Origin of the sequence: Variovorax sp. OV329 (genome assembly GCF_900114785.1) — a bacterium.
GTDB lineage: Bacteria > Pseudomonadota > Gammaproteobacteria > Burkholderiales > Burkholderiaceae_C > Variovorax.
The window spans coordinates 112,184-127,956 of the sequence record NZ_FOUG01000001.1; the positions used below are offsets into that span (position 1 = coordinate 112,184).

Below are 15,773 nucleotides of genomic sequence, written 5' to 3' on the forward strand. Positions count from 1 at the left end.
ATGCTCTCTCGTCTTCGCAACCTCAATGTCATCCTCCTGTTTGCTATTTGCGCCTGCTCCATGAAGAACTTACCCCGAAACATGTCCTTGGACGCTTTTGATCCGCACCGCAAAGTTTTCGTTTGTAAGTACGAAGCCGATGCGGTGCCTTCCATTGACGCACAAGCGGAAGTTTATTTTCTAGAAGGGATGCGCTTGACGAGTCCTTCATTGTGGCCTGAAGACCGCAACTACAAGAAGGCAGCAGAACTCTGGGAGCAAGCTGCCGAACGGCGACACTGGAAGGCCATGCTCAACTTGGCTGACGCTTATGCAAGCGGATTGGGTGTGCCGCGAGATCCAGAGCGCGCGCTACAGATTGTCGAGCGGGCAATGACGCTCGGCATACCTGCTGCCTACGACCTGATGGGGTCGTTTCACATGAATGGCACTGGAGTCACGCAAGACCCAAGCCGAGCGTTTGCCTTCTGGCAATTGGCGGCCGACATGGGCAGCCCAAGTGCGATGGCCTACTTGGGTGACAAGTTGACGGCCACTTATGACGATCCTCCCGCGTTCTGGGCAAACAGAAAAGTAGGGCTAAAGATGCTTGAGTGTGGTCTGGCGCAAGGCAACGGTCAGGCCGCGTACCGTTTGGGACTAACGCTTGCTGGGACCGATAAGTCGCTGGACGAAGACAACGCGCGCGCTCTGTGGGTCTTTCATGAGGGCGTGAAGTTTGGCAATGCTCGATGTGCCAGTCGCCTGTTTGGTGCATTCGACGATGGCGCCCCTCTAGTGATGCACAAGAAGGATGCTGCACGGGCAGAGCGCTATTTAACAATCGCCGATGCGCTTCGTAGGAATCCTGACCTTCGTTTGCCGAATCTCGACAAGGTCCTGCCACTGCCCCCTGCCCAATTGCCTCAATGGAATGCGGGCGAACCCTCAATCTTGATCGATGCTGCCAAACCGATCATTCCCGCGCTCCCCGTCACGCCGACGCCTGGCTCGCAGCGAACCGGACGTGCGCACATACCTCAAGGCTATGCGCTTCCAAGTCAGCCAGTTGCACCGGTCGCAGAGTGGACGGAGACCTTCGACCGAGAGACGGCGGACATCTGGCCGCAGCGCGAAGGCGCCACGGTTTCGTTCACCGGTTATTGGGTTGCCGCCCTGACGGAATCCGTTCGAGACTACCAACAGGAGTGGGGTGCACGCCAGACACCGATGCGCTTTGCAAAAGGAGAGGTCTTTCCAGCAGCGGACCGTCAAAGCCTTGGTGAGTTTGCGCGAATTCTTGGCGTGAGATGGCACTATCTCGGCGAACTGGTCAGATTGCCAGAGCCTCGTCCTCCCGTGCAGGTGGCGCGTGGCGTTGCTCGCATGGGGCGCCGGCCGGCGGAGGCGCTTGCTTGCTGGGGGCGAGAGCGCCCATGTCCTCGAACGGGCGTCTGGGAGGCTGAGTTGCAGGCCACTCATCCGTTGGCCAAGGTTTTTCACCAACGCTCTTGGCAGACCTATCTGGAAGAAGGCCAGCTATTTCCAGATCCCTCGCAATTGCACTTGGACATCGATGCGCGGATGGTGCGCTGGCACTGGATCGACAACGCCAACGAACCGGGGGCGGTGGGGTATCGCGTCACCTTGTCCGACCTGCATGACCATCAGGGCAAGGCGTTGGCGTAGGGGTCCAGGATGCGGGGCCTTGCTGTGCTTGTTGTTGTCATCATCCTCCTAGGGGTGTTGGGCGTGATGGAAACGGTGATTGGCGCCGATGTGTCACGCAACATGCGCCTGAAAGCCTTCGATCCTCATCGAAGCGACTTCACATGCAATAAGGAGGCTGATGTCGTTCCGCTCACGGATACGCAAGCGGAGGCATGGTTTCAGGAAGGCCTGCGGCTGTCTAGTCCTGAGTTGTGGCCCGAGGACCGCAATTACAAAGAGGCAGTCGCCTTGTGGGAGCGGGCTACTCAACGACAGCACTGGAAAGCCATGCTGTATCTCGCTGATGCCTACGCGCGTGGGTTAGGATCACAGCGTGACACCGAGCGGGCCGTGCAGATCATCGAGGGCGCCATGAGGTTGGGTATACCCACTGCGTACGACCTGATGGGGACTTACTACATGAACGGGGTTGGCGTGAACCATGACGTGACCCGCGCTTATGCGTTTTGGCAGCTTGCGGCGGATATGGGCAGCCCCAGTGCCATGGCGTATTTGGGTGAAAAGATCAGTGGTACTTACGATGATCCTCCTGCGTTCTGGGGAAATCGTTCCATTTCGCTTGCGATGTTGGAGTGCGCCCTTGCACAAGGAAATGGCAAAGCGGCATACGAACTAGGGATGTTGTTGAACGGAGTTGTGAGCCGTGACTATCAGCGCGCCCTCAAAGTACTTCACGAGGGTGTGAAGTTCGGAAGCGATGAATGCGCAGGCCGACTCCTTGTGGCCTTTAATGATGGCGATGCGATGGTTGGCCACCACAAGGACCCTGCTCGTGCGACCCGCTACCGGGTCTTTGGTAACGCTCTGCGCCACAACCCCCAACTCCGTCTCCCCAATCTGGAGAAGGTCCTCCCCTTGCCGCCTGCCGCACTGCCTCCCTGGGACATGAGCAAGCCCAAGACTTTGATCGACACGGCCGCGTCGACCGCGCCTTGATGAACTAGGCGCTCGGCGCCACGCTCGCGCCCTTCACCTTGTGCCGCGCCAGCGCCTCGGCCACGAAGCCGCTGGCCTTCATCTCTTCCACGAAAGCCGCCAGCGCCCGGCCCGCCTCGGCGCCGCGCGATGCCGGCGTGCCCATGGCCTGCTGGATCACCATGAAGCGGCCGGGCAGCATGCGCAGCCCGGCATCGGTAGCTGCTTCGGCCTCCAGCACCTGCCGGATGCCCGCCGCCACCTGGACCTGGCCGGCGCGCAGCGCTTCCATCACGCCTTTGGCACCGGCCACGCGCTCGATTTGCGCCGCCTTCAGTTCGCGCGTCAGGAACAGGTCGTAGGCGCTGCCGCTGCCCACGGCCACGCGGTTGCCGGCGACATCCACTTCCTCGTTGGTCTTCAGCGCCGAACTCGCGGGCACCAGGTAGCTGCCCTCGATCAGCACGTAGGGCGCGGTGAACTGCAGGCCCTCGCTGCGCGCCGGGTCGATGGCGAAGAAGCCGATGTCCGCCTCTTCGCCGCGCACCGCCTCCACCGAGGCCGCGGCCTTCTCGAACACCTTCAATTCCACGGCCACGCCCAGCCGCTGCGCAAAGGCGCGCGCCAGGTCCACCGACACGCCCGCAGGCTCGCCGCTGGACGGATCGCGCCCGGCCAGGATCGGGTTGCCCAGGTTGATGGAAGCGCGCAGCACGCCGGTGGGCGCAAAGGCAGCGACGAGGGAAGGGGGACAGGTGGAAGTGCTCATGGATGGAGGGCGTTTCTGAGGGGGTAACAAAGCCTAGAACTAGGGTTACTACTTAGCACCAGTTAACAGTTCGGTCATATCCTTCGTAGGTCGTTCCAAGAATAAAACATTGTTCCATTAGTGAAACGTACGGGATTCGAGGAACGGCAAGGCATTTCAACCCAACCGCCCCGCGAGAGTCCCACATCATGATGAACATCGCACGCCGCCGCGCCGCACTGGCCGTCGGCCTTGGCCTTGCAGCCGCGACCCTGGCCGGCCCCAGCCTGGCGCAGTCCGCCTATCCCACCAAGCCGATCACCATCGTGGTGGCCTATCCGGCCGGCGGCGACACCGACGCGCTGGCGCGCATGTTTGCCGAGAAGCTGCAGGAGCGCGTGAAGCAACCGGTGCTGGTGGACAACAAGCCGGGCGCCAGCGGCGTGATCGGCAGCGCCTACGTGGCCAAGGCCGCGCCCGACGGCTACACGCTGCTGCTGGCACCCAACACCTTCGCGATCGCGCAGTTCGTGCTCAAGACCGGCGGCGCCTCCAGCTACGACGTGCTGAACGGCTTCACGCCCATCATCGAGGCCGACACGCTCCCCATGTTCCTGGTGGCTTCTTCCGCCAGCCCCTACAAGAGCGTGAAGGACGTGGTCACGGCTTCGCAGAAGGGCGAACTCTCCTACGCATCGCCCGGCAGCGGCTCGCCGATGCACGTGCTGGGCGAGATGGCCAACAAGTCCACTGGCGCCAAGGTCGTGCATGTGCCCTACCGCGGCGTGGCACCGGCCATCAACGACGTGCTGGGCGGCCAGGTGCCGCTGACCTACATCACCCTGGGCCCTGTGGCGCCGCACCTGCCAGGTGGCAAGCTGCGCCTGCTGGCCGTCGCGTCCAAGGAGCGCTCGCCCCTGGCACCCGAGGTCCCCACCTTCGCCGAGCAGGGCTACAAGGGCCTGGACGTGGAAGGCTGGCACGGCCTGTTCGCACCCAAGGGCACGCCCGCCGACGTGGTGGCGCTGTTGAACAAGCACATGAACGAGATCGTGCGCCTGCCCGAGCTGCAGTCGCGCATCGCCCAGTGGGGCGCCATCCCGACCGGCGGCACGCCGCAGGCGCTGCAGGCCACGGTCGCCGAGACGTACAACCGCTTCGGCAAGCTGATCAAGGACTTCGGCATCCAGGCCGACTGAGCGCAGCCATGAGCGAGATCAAGTCCACCCCCGACGCGCAGAGCCTGCAGGCCCTGCTCGCCGAGCTGCCCGCCAACCTGCTGGCCGGCCGCCGCGTGCTGGTCACCGGCGCGGCGCGCGGCCTGGGCCTGGCCTTCGGCAAGTGCATCGCCAAGGCCGGTGGCCGCGTGGTGATCGCCGACATCCTGGCCGACCTGGCGCAATCGGAAGCGGCCGCGCTGCGCGACGCCGGCTTCGACGTGCAGGCCCTGGCCATCGACCTGTCCAGCCCCGAATCCATCGAGGCCGGCGCGGCCGAAGCCTCGCGCCTGCTGGGCGGGCTGGACGGCCTGGTCAACAACGCCGCCATCACCAACTCGGGCGGCCGCGACGTGCACGAGCTGGACGTCGCCACCTGGGACCGCGTGATGAACGTCAACGTGCGCGGCACCTGGCTGATGAGCCGCGCCTGCCATCGCGCGCTGGCTGACTCGGGCCGCGGCGCCATCGTCAACCTCGCCTCCGACACTGCGCTGTGGGGCGCGCCCAAGCTGCTGGCCTACGCATCGAGCAAGGGCGCCGTGGTCTCGCTGACCCGCTCGCTCTCGCGCGAGCTGGGCGGCGACAACATCACCGTCAACGCGGTGGCGCCGGGCCTCACGCTGGTCGAGGCCACCGAGTACGTGCCCGCGGCGCGCCACCAGTTCTACATGGACGGCCGCGCCATCCAGCGCGAGCAGCAGGCGGCCGACGTCTGCGGCGCCGTGCTCTTCGCCCTGTCCGGCCTGTCGCGTTTCGTGACCGGCCAATTGCTGGCCGTCAACGGCGGCTTCGTCATGCACTGAACCCACTTGCAGGAGAAAACTTAAATGAGCGATCTGTCCGACCAGAAGAACATCGACCAGCCGAGCTGGGCCCGCCCCGAGGGCGCGAGCCTGGAGCAGTGGATGAACACGCGCGTCGCGCGCTATTCCACCCGCAAGTACGACTGGGACGCGCTGAAGTTCCAGTCCGACTTCGATCCCAAGTTCCGCCGCGCGCAGATGCGCTACGTGGGCACGGGCGGCACCGGCGTCGCCGCCGACATGAACACCGTACCCTCGGAGAACTTCACCTTCTCCACCATGGTGATCCCGGCCGGCCACGAAGGCCCGCCGCACATCCACACCGACGTGGAAGAGATCTTCTTCCTCATGCGCGGCAAGCTGAAGGTGGTCATCACCACGCCCGACGGCGAGCGCTACGAGACCGTCATGACCGACCGCGACCTGATCTCGGTGCCGCCCGGCGTGTACCGCGAGGAGATCAACATCGGCGACGAGGACGCGCTGATGTGCGTGATGCTGGGTTCCAAGAAGCCCGTCACGCCGACCTATCCGGCCGACCACCCGCTGGCCAAGATCAAGCGCTGAGTGCAACCCAGGCCCGCGCCATGACGACCATGCTCCCCGCCAGCGAACTGGCCCGCCTCGAATCCCGCTTTGCTGCGCGCAGCGTCGCGCTGCCCGGCGGCGAGGTGGTGTCGGTGCGCGAATGCGGCGCGGGGCAGGGCGGCCCGGTGTTCGTGTGCCTGCACGGCATCGGCTCGGGTGCGGCCTCCTGGCTGGAAGCGGCGCTGCTGCTCGAAGGGCAGGGCGCACGCGTCATCGCCTGGGATGCGCCGGGTTACGGCGATTCGACGCCGGTGGCATCGCAGCAGCCGAAGGCCGCCGACTATGCGCAGCGCCTGCAAGGCCTGGTCGACGCGCTGGACCTGGAGCGCTTCGTGCTCGTGGGCCACTCGCTGGGCGCCATCACCGCCGGCCATGCCGCACGCACGGGCTCGGCGATGGCAGCGCGCATCGCGAAGCTGGTGCTCATCAGCCCGGCGGCCGGCTACGGCGCGCCGGGCAAGGAAGAAGCGCAGCAACGTGTGCGCACCCAACGACTGGCCACGCTGGCGCAAGAGGGCATCGCCGGCATGGCTGCCAAAAGCGACCAGCGCCTGCTGTCTGCGCAAGCCGGCGAGCTGCCGCGCCAATGGGTGCGCTGGAACATGGGCCGCCTGCACGAAGCCGGCTACGCGCAGGCGGTGGAGCTGCTGTGCGGCGCGGACCTGCTGGCCGACCTGCCGCCGGCCGTGCCGGTGCACGTGGCCTGCGGCTCGCTGGACGTGGTCACCACGCCCGAGGCCTGCGAGAAGGTCGCGGCCGCCTGCGGCCTGGGCCTGGAACTGGCGACCGGCGCCGGCCATGCGAGCTACGTGGAGCAGCCCGCGGCCGTGGCCGCACTGCTGCTGCGCGAAGCGGCCCGGGCTTGAGATAAACGAGCGAACGAACGAACCGAGCAGAACGAGGAGATCCAAGGCATGAGCGACAACGACATCACCGAAGAAGGCGCAGACCGCTACAACGTGCCCGCGCTGGAGCGCGGCCTGCGCGTGCTGTGCGAGTTCAGCCGCGAGCACCGAACCCTGTCGGCGCCGGAGCTGGCGCGCCGCTTCGACCTGCCGCGCTCCACGGTCTTCCGCCTGCTCAGCACGCTGGAGAACATGGGCTTCCTCGAGAAGGCCGAGGGTGGCCGCGACTACCGCCTGGGCCTGGCCGTGCTGCGCCTGGGCTTCGAGTACCTGGCCTCGCTGGAGCTGACGCAGCTGGGCACGCCGCTGCTGCAGCGGCTGTCGGAAGAGCTGCACACCTCCTGCAACCTCGTCGTGCGAGACGGCCGCTCGATCGTCTACGTGGCCAAGGTCGCGCAGGCCACGCCCTTCACCAGCTCGGTCAGCGTGGGCACCCGCCTGCCGGCGCATGCCACCGTGCTGGGCCGCATCCTGCTGGAAGACCTCACGCTGCCGCAACTGCGCGCGCTCTATCCGGAAGACCACCTGGAGACCTTCTCGCCCAGCACGCCGAAGACCGTCACCGAACTCTTCGACATGGTGCAGGCCGACCGCCAGCGCGGCTATGTGCTGGGCGAAGGCTTCTTCGAATCCAACATCTCCAGCATTGCCGCGCCGGTGCGAGACCACAGCGGCCACATCGTGGCGGCCTTGGGCGCGACCATTCCCTCGGGCCACATCGACGAGGGCCGCATCGACGAGATGGTGACGCGCGTGCGCGCCACGGCCGACGACATCTCGGGCCTTTTGAACTACGCGCCCGCTGCCAGCAGCAAGGTCGTGCCCATGCGCCGCGCCTGAGCCGGCCCCCACGAGTTCGCTCCCCATGAACAACACCCAGCACTTCATCGCCAAGGACGCCCTGGCAGGCCGCGTGGCCGTGGTCACCGGTGGCTCCTCGGGCATCGGCCTGGCCACCGTCGAGCTGCTGCTCGAAAGCGGCGCCGCCGTCGCCCTGTGCGGCCGCGATGCCCAGCGCCTGGAGCAGGCCGTCGCCGGCCTGCGCGCCACGCGCCCCGACGCAAAGCTCTTCGCCCGCACCTGCGACGTGCTCGATGCCAACGCAGTTCGCAGCTTCGCCGCGCAGAGCGAGGCCGCGCTCGGCCCGGCCTCCATGCTGATCAACAACGCCGGGCAGGGCCGCGTCTCCACCTTCGCCAACACCGAAGACCAGGCCTGGACCGAAGAGCTGAACCTGAAGTTCTTCTCGGTGATCCATCCCACCCGCGCTTTCCTGCCGCAGCTGAAGGCACAGGGCGCGGTGCACGGCGATGCGGCCATCGTCTGCGCCAACTCGCTGCTGGCCCGCCAGCCCGAGCCGCACATGGTCGCCACCTCGGCCGCCCGCGCGGGCCTCTTGAACCTGGTGCGCTCCATGGCCACCGAGTTCGCGCCGCAGGGCGTGCGCGTCAACGGCATCCTGATCGGCCTGATCGAGTCGGGCCAGTGGCGCCGCCGCTTCGATGCCCGTGAAGACAAGTCGCTGGACTGGGCAACGTGGAGCAGCCAGCTCGCCAAGGACAAGCACATCCCCCTGGGTCGCCTGGGCCTTCCGATGGAAGCCGCACGCGCGATTCTTTTCCTCGCTTCGCCGCTGTCCTCGTACACGACGGGCAGCCATCTCGACATTTCCGGAGGCCATTCGCGCCATGCCTAAGCAACAAGTCACCGTCGGCACCGTGGTCGCCGCCTTCCTCGAACAGTGCGGGGTGAAGGCCGCCTTCGGCGTGATCTCGATCCACAACATGCCGATCCTCGACGCCTTCGCGCAGCGCGGCAAGACGCGCTTCGTGATGGCGCGCGGCGAGGCCGGCGCGGGCAACATGGCCGATGCGTACGCGCGGTCCACCTCCAGCCTCGGCGTGTGCATCACCAGCACCGGGCCGGCCGCGGGCAACATCGCCGGCAGCCTGGTGGAGGCCTACACGGCCGGCACGCCGCTCCTGCACATCACCGGCCAGATCGAGACGCAGTACCTGGACCAGAAGCTCTCGTACATCCACGAAGCGCCAGACCAGCTGACCATGCTGGGCGCGGTCTCCAAGGCCGCCTTCCGCGTGCGCAGCGCCGCCACCTGCCTGTCCACGCTCAAGGCGGCCGTGCAGGCCGCGATGACCGCGCCCACCGGCCCGGTGAGCGTGGAGATCCCGATCGACATCCAGCAAGGCGTGATGGAGATGCCCGACGACCTGTCGCCGCTGCCGGTGGCCGTGCTGGCCCCCAGCGAGGCTGCGCTCGACACGCTGGCGGACACGCTGGCCAAGGCCCGTCGCCCGCTGCTGTGGCTGGGTGGCGGCGCACGCCATGCCGGCGCGGCCGTGCGGCGCCTGAAGGCCCTGGGCTTCGGCATCGTCAGCACCGGCCAGGGGCGCGGCATCGTGCCCGAGGACGATCCGGCGTCGCTGGGCGCCTACAACATCCAGAAGCCGGTGGAGGCCTTCTACCAGCGCTGCGACGCCATGCTCGCCGTGGGCACGCGCCTGCGCAGCAACGAGACGCTCAAGTACGAACTGAAGCTGCCCCGCCCGCTGCTGCGCGTGGACGTGGACGCCGCCCAGCAGGGCCGCTGCTATGCCGACGACGGTTTCGTCTGCGGCGATTCGGCCCTGGTGCTGGCCGGCCTGGCCGACCGGCTGGAGGCGCGCGGCTACAAGGCCGACCCCGAACTGCTGGCCGACCTGCGCAACACGCACGAGGAGGCGGTCGCCGCCCTGCGAGACGGCCTGGGCCCGTACGCCGCGCTGGTGAAGCAGTTGCAGGAGGTGGCCGGCCGCAACTTCAACTGGGTGCGCGACGTGACCGTCTCCAACAGCACCTGGGGCAACCGCGAGCTGCGCTTCTTCGAGCGCGATGCCGGCGTGCATGCCACGGGCGGCGGCATCGGCATGGGCATGCCCATGGCCATCGGCGCGGCCGTCGGCGCGGCGGTCACCGAATCGGGCCGCAAGACGCTGGGCCTGGCCGGCGACGGCGGCTTCATCCTCAACCTGGGCGAGCTGGCCACGCTGGTGCAGGAGCAGTGCGACTGCCTGATCGTGCTGATGAACGATCAGCGCTACGGCGTCATCCAGAACATCCAGGACGCGTCCTACGGCGGCCGCCGCTGCTACGTGGAACTGCACACGCCGGACTACGCGCAGCTGTGCGCATCCCTCCAGCTGCCGCATGCCCGCGTGCAGGACCTGAAGGCACTGCCCGAGCTTCTGAAGACGCAGTGGTCGACGAAGGGGCCCTTCCTGCTGGAAATCGACATGCGCGCCATCGGTGCCTTCAAGACGGCCTTCTCCGGCCCGCCAGTGAACAAGCTGGACCAGATTCCCGCCGCCCCCGCGGCCTGAGGACGCGCCATGAGCTTGCGATTCGCATTGATCGGCTGCGGTGCCATCGGCATCTCGGTGCTGGAACTGCTGAAGGATGACGCGGACCTGTCGGTCGCGGCCATCGTGGTGCCCGAGGAAGGCATGCCCGCCGCACGCGAGGCCGGTGCCCGACTGGCGCCCGGCGCGGCGGTGGTGTCCAGCGTGCCGCTGGCCGGCATCGACCTGGTGGTGGAGGCCGCCGGCCATGCCGCTATCGAGCAGCATGTGCTGCCGGCGCTGCGCCGTGGCACGCCTGCGGTGGTTGCATCCGTTGGCGCGCTGTCGGCGCCCGGGTTGGTGGAGGCGGTCGAGCGTGCCGCCGTGACCGGCAAGACGCAGGTGCAGCTCATCGCCGGCGCCATCGGTGCCATCGATGCGCTGGCCGCGGCCCGCATCGGCGGCCTGGACAAGGTGCTCTACACCGGCCGCAAGCCGCCGCATGCCTGGAAGGGCACGCCGGCCGAGCAGGGCCGCGACCTGGCCGCGCTCCAGGAAGAAGTGGTGATCTTCGAGGGCAGCGCCCGCGAGGCCGCCACGCTCTATCCGAAGAACGCCAACGTGGCGGCCACCGTGTCGCTGGCCGGCCTGGGCCTGGACAAGACCTTCGTGCGCCTGATCGCCGACCCCGCCGTGACCGAGAACGTCCACACGGTGGAAGCCTTGGGTGCCTTCGGCCGCTTCGAGCTGACCATGCGCAACCAGGCGCTGGCCGCCAATCCCAAGACCTCCGCGCTCACCGTCTACAGCGCCGTGCGCGCGCTGCGCAACCGCGTCGCGCCGCTGGCCATCTGAGAACGCCACCATGATTTCCAACGAACTCCTTCCCATCAACATCGCCGGCGAATGGCGCCTGGGCGGCGGCGACGTCTACGAGAGCCTGTACCCCGCCAACGGCGAGCCCATCGCCCGCCTGAAGGCCGCGAGCCTGGCCGACGTGGAAGAGGCCATCACCCGCGCCCACGAGGCCTTCCGCACCAGCGGCTGGGCGATGATGCTGCCGCACCTGCGCGCCTCGGTGCTGCACCGAGTGGCGGCCCTGATCCGCGAGCAGGCCGAGGACCTGGCGCAGAAGCAGCGCCTGGACAACGGCAAGCCCATCAGCGAGACCCGTGCCCTGGTCGCCAGCGCGGCAGGCACCTTCCAGTTCTTCGCCGCCGCGCTGGAGACGCTGGAAGACACCATCACGCCATCGCGCGGCCCCTTCGTGACGATGAGCGTGCACGAGCCCATGGGCGTGGTGGCGGCCATCACGCCGTGGAACTCGCCCATCGCCAGCGAGGCGCAGAAGCTCGCGCCGGCCCTGGCCGCGGGAAACGCCGTGGTGGTCAAGCCCGCCGAAGTCACGCCGCTGATGGCACTGGAACTGGCGCGCATCTGCGAAGCCGCCGGCGTGCCCAAGGGCATCATCAGCGTGCTGCCGGGCAAGGGCTCGGTGATCGGCGACGCCATCACCAAGCATCCGCTGGTCAAGCGCGTGTCCTTCACCGGCGGCACCACCACCGGCAAGCACATCGCCCACATCGCGGCCGACAAGATGATGCCGGTGTCGCTGGAGCTGGGCGGCAAGTCGCCCACCATGGTGCTGGAAGACGCCGACCTGGACCACGCGGTGGCCGGCGTGCTTTACGGCATCTTCAGCTCCTCGGGCGAGTCGTGCATCGCGGGCTCGCGCCTCTTTGTCGCGCGCAGCATCTACGACGAGTTCGTCACCCGCCTGGCCGAAGCCGCCAAGCTGCTGCGCGTGGGCGATCCGGCCTCGGAAAGCACGCAGATGGGCCCGCTCATCACGGCGAAGCACCGCGAGAGCATCGAGCGCTACGTGGCGCTGGGCGTGTCCGAGGGCGCGCACATCCGCACCGGCGGCGTGCGCCCGCACGGCGAGGGCCGCGACAACGGCTACTACTACACCCCCACCATCCTCGAAGGCCTGACGAACAGCGCCCGCACTACGCAGGAAGAGATCTTCGGCCCGGTGCTGGTGGCCATGCCCTTCGACAGCGAAGAGAAGCTGATCGAGGAAGCCAACGACAGCGTCTACGCCCTGGCGGCCGGCGTGTGGAGCCGCGACTTCAAGCGCGCCTGGCGCCTGGGCCGCGCGGTGCAGGCCGGCACCGTCTGGGTCAACACCTACAAGCAGTTCTCCGTCTCCACGCCCTTCGGCGGCTGGCGCGACTCGGGCCTGGGCCGCGAGAAGGGCCGCGAGGGCATCTTCCAGTACATGGAGCAGAAGAGCATGTACTGGGGCACCAACGAACAACCCCTGCCCTGGAGCAAGTGACATGAGCGTTTTGGGCATCGACCAGATCACCTACGCGGCGGACGACCTTCCGGCCTGCCGCACCTTCTTCCAGGACTGGGGCCTCGCGCTCCAATCCGAGAGCGCAGACGGACTCGTCTTCGAATGCCTCAACGGCTGCCGCGTGCTGGTGGCCTCCCTGTCCAAGCCCGGCCTGCCGCCGGCGATGGAGGAGGGGCCGACTCTGCGCGAAGTCGTGTGGGGCGTGCAGAGCAATGCCGACCTCGATCGCTACGCCGCTGCAATCAAGGATGCACCAGGCTTCTTCGATGCTGAAGTGGACGGCGCACGCCGCATCGGCTGCATCGACCCCAACGGCCTGGCAGTGCGCCTGCAGGTCACGCGCAAGCGCGACATCGAGATCGACTGCGGTGCGATGAACACCTGGAGCACCAAGGCCCGCATCAACCAGCCCGCACCCATCTACGAGCGCGCCACGCCCATCGAGGTGGGCCATGTGGTGTTCTTCACCAACGACGTGGCAGCCACCAGCGCCTTCTACCGCGACCACTTCGGCTTCGTGAGCTCGGACAGCTATCCCAAGCGCGGCGCCTTCATGCGCTGCGCGCCGGACGGCGGCCACCACGACCTGTTCCTGCTGCAACTGCCCTCGGGCAAGCGCGGGTTGAACCATGTGGCCTTCACCGTGCGCGACATCCACGAGGTGTTCGGCGGCGGCCTGCACTTCTCGCGCAAGGGCTGGGAAACGCAGCTGGGCCCGGGCCGCCACCCGGTGTCCTCGGCCTACTTCTGGTACTTCAAGAACCCGGCCGGCGGCCTCATCGAGTACTACGCCGACGAGGACCAGCTCACCGCCGACTGGCAGCCGCGCGAGTTCGAGCCCGGCCCGACGGTGTTCGCCGAATGGGCCGTCGATGGCGGCCTGGACGGCAACACGCGCCGCCAGAAGAACGCGGAAGGACCCAAGGGCGCCTTCCTCACCGAAAAGAAATAACCCGAACCGCAGCAAGCCATGACCCGTCTTTCCGTTCTCGCCAAGTCCCTCGCCGCTTCCTTCGCCTTGGCGCTGGCCTTCGCCCCTGCGCATGCGCAGACCGATGCGCAGAAGCAGCTGGCCTCCGGCCCCTTCAATATCGTCTCGCCCTTCCCGGCGGGCGGCCCGGTGGACACGCTGGCGCGCGTGCTGGCCGAGGGCCTGAACAAGCGCTACGGCCAGGTGGCAGTGGTGGAGAACTCGGCGGGCGCGGCCGGCAACATCGGCATGGACAAGGTCAAGCGCGCCAAGGGCGACGGCCACACGCTGCTGGTGGTACCCGCGGGCAACCTCACCATCAACCCCACGCTGATGACGAACTTCCCGTTCAACGTCGAGAAGGATTTCGTGGCCGTGACCATGCTGGCCAAGGCGCCCAACGTGGTGGTGGCTTCTCCTTCCTCGGGCATCAGGAACGCCAAGGAGCTGGTGGCACAGGCCAAGGCCAAGCCCGGCACGCTGGCCTATGCCTCGCCCGGCGTCGGCAGCGGCCTGCACCTGGCCGGAGAGCTCTTCAAGCAGCAGACGGGCACCGATTTGCTGCACGTGGCCTACAAGGGCACCGCGCCAGCCCTCACCGACACGGTGGGCGGCATCGTGCCGCTGATGTTCACCAACCTGCCGGCCGCGCTGCCCTTCATCCAGAACGGCAAGCTGGTGGCCATCGGCATCACCGAGGCACAGCGCACGCCCGTGGCGCCCAACATCCCCACGCTGGCGGAGCAGGGCATCCAGGGCGTGAACGTGACCTCCTGGTACGGCCTGCTGGCCCCGGCCGGCACGCCCGCCCCGGTGGCCGAGCAGCTGGCCAAGGACGCCGCCGAGATCCTCGGCACCGCCGAGGTGCAGGAAAGGCTCAAGGCCCAGGGCATGACCCAGGCCACCATGAGCCCGTCGGCCTTCGCCAAGGCCATGAAGGACGAGACGGCCGTGTGGAGCGGAATCATCAAGTCGCGCCACATCGTGGCCGAGTAACGAGAAAGAAGACGGAGACATGAGCAGCAGCAACACCATCGGCATCGTCGGTGCCGGCATCGGCGGCCTGGCCGCCGCCATCGCCCTGCGCCGCGCCGGCCACGACGTGATCGTGTTCGAGCAGGCCAAGCAGTTCGCCCGCGTGGGTGCCGACATCAACCTCACGCCCAACGCGGTGCGCGCCATGGACGGCCTGGGCATCGGCGAAGCCGCCCGCGTGACCGCTGCGCGCCCCTCGCATCGCATCAGCCGCAGCTACGACAGCGGCGAAGAGACCTCGCGCCTGGAAATGGCCGAGACCGCCGAGCAGAAATACGGCGCCCCGCAGCTCACCATCCACCGCGCCGACCTGTTGGCGGCGCTGGCGGAGCTGTTCCCGGCCGAGCGCGTGCAGCTGGGCAAGCGTGCGCAGAAGATCGTGCAGGGCGACGAGGGCGTCGAAGTCACTTTCGAGGACGGCAGCAGCGCGCAGTTGGGCGCACTGATCGGCGCGGACGGCATCCACTCGGTGGTGCGCACCGCGATGTTCGGCGCCGAAAGCCCGCGCTTCACCGGCATCGTGGCCTACCGCGCCGTGGTGCCCGCCGACCGCCTGCAGGGCGTGCCCAACCTGGGCGCCTTCACCAAGTGGTGGGGCCCGAACCCGCAGAGCCAGATCGTCACCTTCCCGCTCAACCGCGGCAGGGACATCTTCATCTTCGCCACCACGCCGCAGGACACGTGGCACCTCGAGTCGTGGACTGCGCCCGGCAGCGTCGACGAGCTGCGCGATCAGTACAAGGACTACCACGGCGAGGCCCGCGCCCTGCTGGACGCCTGCGACACCGTCCTCAAGACTGCTCTGTACGAGCGCGACCCGATGCCCTCGTGGACGCAGGGCCGCTTGGCGCTGCTGGGCGATGCGGCGCACCCCATGCTGCCCTTCATGGCGCAGGGCGCCGGCATGGCGATCGAAGACGCCGTCGTGCTGGCCCGTTACCTGGAAGGCGTTGCCGTGCAGGACCTCCCCGTCGCGCTGCGCCGCTACGAGCGTGCCCGCCTGCCGCGGACCAGCCAGGTGCAGCTGGGCTCGCGTGGCAACAACTGGCTGCGCGAAGGCGGCAACGCCGACTGGGTCTATGGCTACGACGCCTGGGCCGTGCCGCTGGCCAGTGAAGAATCGGAAGAGAGCCTGGCATGAGCACCCGCACGGCCGCTCCGAAGGGTGCTCGCACCGCAGTG

15 protein-coding genes are annotated in these 15,773 nt (G+C 67.6%); 14 read left to right on the top strand and 1 reads right to left on the bottom strand.

All coding sequences use genetic code 11. The features are described 5' to 3' along the window. Both BM345_RS00545 and BM345_RS00550 read left to right on the top strand, forming a co-directional pair. Positions 1-1,668 carry a tetratricopeptide repeat protein gene (locus tag BM345_RS00545; protein WP_093374457.1) on the top strand — a complete coding sequence of 556 codons (1,668 nt, stop codon included), beginning with the start codon at positions 1-3 and terminating at the stop codon, positions 1,666-1,668. Between the two features lie 24 nt (positions 1,669-1,692). Further along, positions 1,693-2,646, top strand: a complete 954-nt coding sequence (locus BM345_RS00550; RefSeq protein WP_254789405.1) for a tetratricopeptide repeat protein — start codon at positions 1,693-1,695, stop codon at positions 2,644-2,646. A 4-nt stretch (positions 2,647-2,650) separates the two neighbouring features. Here the strand turns inward: BM345_RS00550 and BM345_RS00555 are convergent, their stop codons facing one another. Next, entirely contained in the window at positions 2,651-3,394 is a 744-nt protein-coding gene (locus BM345_RS00555; protein ID WP_093374459.1) for a transporter substrate-binding domain-containing protein, read from the bottom strand. Between the two features lie 191 nt (positions 3,395-3,585). On the opposite strand from BM345_RS00555, the gene BM345_RS00560 reads away from it, so the two are divergent. From BM345_RS00560 to BM345_RS00615, 12 genes are read left to right on the top strand one after another with little or no spacing between them, the layout of a single operon-like run. Then, a complete protein-coding gene (locus BM345_RS00560) occupies positions 3,586-4,572 on the top strand; it encodes a Bug family tripartite tricarboxylate transporter substrate binding protein (RefSeq protein ID WP_254789462.1) in 987 nt (328 codons plus the stop codon). 8 nt (positions 4,573-4,580) lie between these two features. After that, positions 4,581-5,396, top strand: coding sequence for an SDR family oxidoreductase (locus tag BM345_RS00565; protein ID WP_093374463.1), 816 nt, complete (start codon positions 4,581-4,583; stop codon positions 5,394-5,396). Between the two features lie 24 nt (positions 5,397-5,420). After that, positions 5,421-5,963 carry a cupin domain-containing protein gene (locus BM345_RS00570; RefSeq protein ID WP_093374465.1) on the top strand — a complete coding sequence of 181 codons (543 nt, stop codon included), beginning with the start codon at positions 5,421-5,423 and terminating at the stop codon, positions 5,961-5,963. 20 nt (positions 5,964-5,983) lie between these two features. Continuing rightward, positions 5,984-6,850 (top strand): alpha/beta fold hydrolase, encoded by an 867-nt coding sequence (locus BM345_RS00575; protein ID WP_093374467.1) that lies wholly within the window; start codon positions 5,984-5,986, stop codon positions 6,848-6,850. A gap of 48 nt (positions 6,851-6,898) precedes the next feature. After that, positions 6,899-7,729, top strand: coding sequence for an IclR family transcriptional regulator (locus BM345_RS00580; RefSeq protein WP_093374469.1), 831 nt, complete (start codon positions 6,899-6,901; stop codon positions 7,727-7,729). A 25-nt stretch (positions 7,730-7,754) separates the two neighbouring features. Next, complete coding sequence (locus BM345_RS00585; protein ID WP_175544854.1) at positions 7,755-8,585, top strand: SDR family oxidoreductase; 831 nt, start codon at positions 7,755-7,757, stop codon at positions 8,583-8,585. Continuing rightward, a complete protein-coding gene (locus BM345_RS00590) occupies positions 8,578-10,266 on the top strand; it encodes a thiamine pyrophosphate-binding protein (protein ID WP_093374471.1) in 1,689 nt (562 codons plus the stop codon). Before BM345_RS00585 ends, BM345_RS00590 begins: the two co-directional genes overlap by 8 nt. Positions 10,267-10,275: 9 nt before the next feature. Then, on the top strand, positions 10,276-11,079 hold the full coding sequence (locus BM345_RS00595; protein WP_093374473.1) for an aspartate dehydrogenase: 804 nt from the start codon (positions 10,276-10,278) through the stop codon (positions 11,077-11,079). 10 nt (positions 11,080-11,089) lie between these two features. Next, entirely contained in the window at positions 11,090-12,565 is a 1,476-nt protein-coding gene (locus BM345_RS00600) for an aldehyde dehydrogenase (RefSeq protein WP_093374475.1), read from the top strand. A 1-nt stretch (position 12,566) separates the two neighbouring features. Then, positions 12,567-13,538: a VOC family protein gene (locus BM345_RS00605; protein ID WP_093374477.1), complete on the top strand. Its 972-nt coding sequence runs from the start codon at positions 12,567-12,569 to the stop codon at positions 13,536-13,538. A gap of 18 nt (positions 13,539-13,556) precedes the next feature. Further along, a complete protein-coding gene (locus BM345_RS00610) occupies positions 13,557-14,552 on the top strand; it encodes a Bug family tripartite tricarboxylate transporter substrate binding protein (RefSeq protein WP_093374479.1) in 996 nt (331 codons plus the stop codon). 19 nt (positions 14,553-14,571) lie between these two features. Continuing rightward, positions 14,572-15,732, top strand: a complete 1,161-nt coding sequence (locus tag BM345_RS00615) for an FAD-dependent monooxygenase (RefSeq protein WP_093374481.1) — start codon at positions 14,572-14,574, stop codon at positions 15,730-15,732. Positions 15,733-15,773 lie beyond the last annotated feature (41 nt).

What these genes read in the sequence shown, in the direction of transcription:
- BM345_RS00545 (WP_093374457.1), top strand. Translation starts at nt 1, where the DNA reads ATGCTCTCTCGTCTTCGCAACCTCAATGTCATCCTCCTGTTTGCTATT.
- BM345_RS00555 (WP_093374459.1), bottom strand. Translation starts at nt 3,394, where the DNA reads ATGAGCACTTCCACCTGTCCCCCTTCCCTCGTCGCTGCCTTTGCGCCC.
- BM345_RS00560 (WP_254789462.1), top strand. Translation starts at nt 3,586, where the DNA reads ATGAACATCGCACGCCGCCGCGCCGCACTGGCCGTCGGCCTTGGCCTT.
- BM345_RS00565 (WP_093374463.1), top strand. Translation starts at nt 4,581, where the DNA reads ATGAGCGAGATCAAGTCCACCCCCGACGCGCAGAGCCTGCAGGCCCTG.
- BM345_RS00570 (WP_093374465.1), top strand. Translation starts at nt 5,421, where the DNA reads ATGAGCGATCTGTCCGACCAGAAGAACATCGACCAGCCGAGCTGGGCC.
- BM345_RS00575 (WP_093374467.1), top strand. Translation starts at nt 5,984, where the DNA reads ATGACGACCATGCTCCCCGCCAGCGAACTGGCCCGCCTCGAATCCCGC.
- BM345_RS00580 (WP_093374469.1), top strand. Translation starts at nt 6,899, where the DNA reads ATGAGCGACAACGACATCACCGAAGAAGGCGCAGACCGCTACAACGTG.
- BM345_RS00585 (WP_175544854.1), top strand. Translation starts at nt 7,755, where the DNA reads ATGAACAACACCCAGCACTTCATCGCCAAGGACGCCCTGGCAGGCCGC.
- BM345_RS00590 (WP_093374471.1), top strand. Translation starts at nt 8,578, where the DNA reads ATGCCTAAGCAACAAGTCACCGTCGGCACCGTGGTCGCCGCCTTCCTC.
- BM345_RS00595 (WP_093374473.1), top strand. Translation starts at nt 10,276, where the DNA reads ATGAGCTTGCGATTCGCATTGATCGGCTGCGGTGCCATCGGCATCTCG.
- BM345_RS00600 (WP_093374475.1), top strand. Translation starts at nt 11,090, where the DNA reads ATGATTTCCAACGAACTCCTTCCCATCAACATCGCCGGCGAATGGCGC.
- BM345_RS00605 (WP_093374477.1), top strand. Translation starts at nt 12,567, where the DNA reads ATGAGCGTTTTGGGCATCGACCAGATCACCTACGCGGCGGACGACCTT.
- BM345_RS00610 (WP_093374479.1), top strand. Translation starts at nt 13,557, where the DNA reads ATGACCCGTCTTTCCGTTCTCGCCAAGTCCCTCGCCGCTTCCTTCGCC.
- BM345_RS00615 (WP_093374481.1), top strand. Translation starts at nt 14,572, where the DNA reads ATGAGCAGCAGCAACACCATCGGCATCGTCGGTGCCGGCATCGGCGGC.